Genomic DNA, 523 nt, shown 5'->3' with positions numbered 1-523 from the left:
GGGTACACATTTTCCAATTCCCCAACCGTCTTGGTCTGCTCGATAATCGTATCTAATTGCTCCAGGGTCAGACCTTTAAACAGCACATCACTTGGAGTCAATTCGGTCCGCTCCCGTGTGACACAATGCTCGATCATTTCAAGCAGATTGGATTTTAACAGATTAGCCAGCATGTGGACGGTGTCCTTACGGAAGGCTTTGCCGTTATACCGAATGTCGAGTTCCAGGATGCCGTTCGTTACGATTCCGCTCACATCGAGAGCATATTTCATCTTCGTCCGGTCACTAGCGATCGATCCAATTGAGTAAGGAGACCTACGCATACCGCTGTTTTGTAAGTCCTGATCCAGCTGTCCGAGATAGTTAAAGCTTACTTGTGGCTCGGCAAAAGCTTGATATTGACCTAGGCTCAGCACACCTGTTTGCTGACCAACGGCTTGACCGGTTTCACTCAAATATCTCCAGATTCCGTAGCCCATTCCTTTATTCGGAATAAGGCGCAGGCTCTCTTTGACCTGTTTGA

1 protein-coding gene is annotated in these 523 nt (G+C 47.8%); it reads right to left on the bottom strand.

Annotation, left to right across the window (positions count from 1 at the left end; translation table 11 throughout):
* Positions 1-523, bottom strand: a 523-nt coding sequence (locus NLX73_RS24850; RefSeq protein WP_254327611.1) for a condensation domain-containing protein, incomplete at both ends; no start/stop codon positions are given.

Origin of the sequence: Paenibacillus sp. CH40 (assembly GCF_024213605.1) — a bacterium.
Classification (GTDB): Bacteria; Bacillota; Bacilli; order Paenibacillales; family Paenibacillaceae; genus Paenibacillus; species Paenibacillus polymyxa_B.
This window is presented reverse-complemented; position numbering and strand designations above follow the sequence as displayed.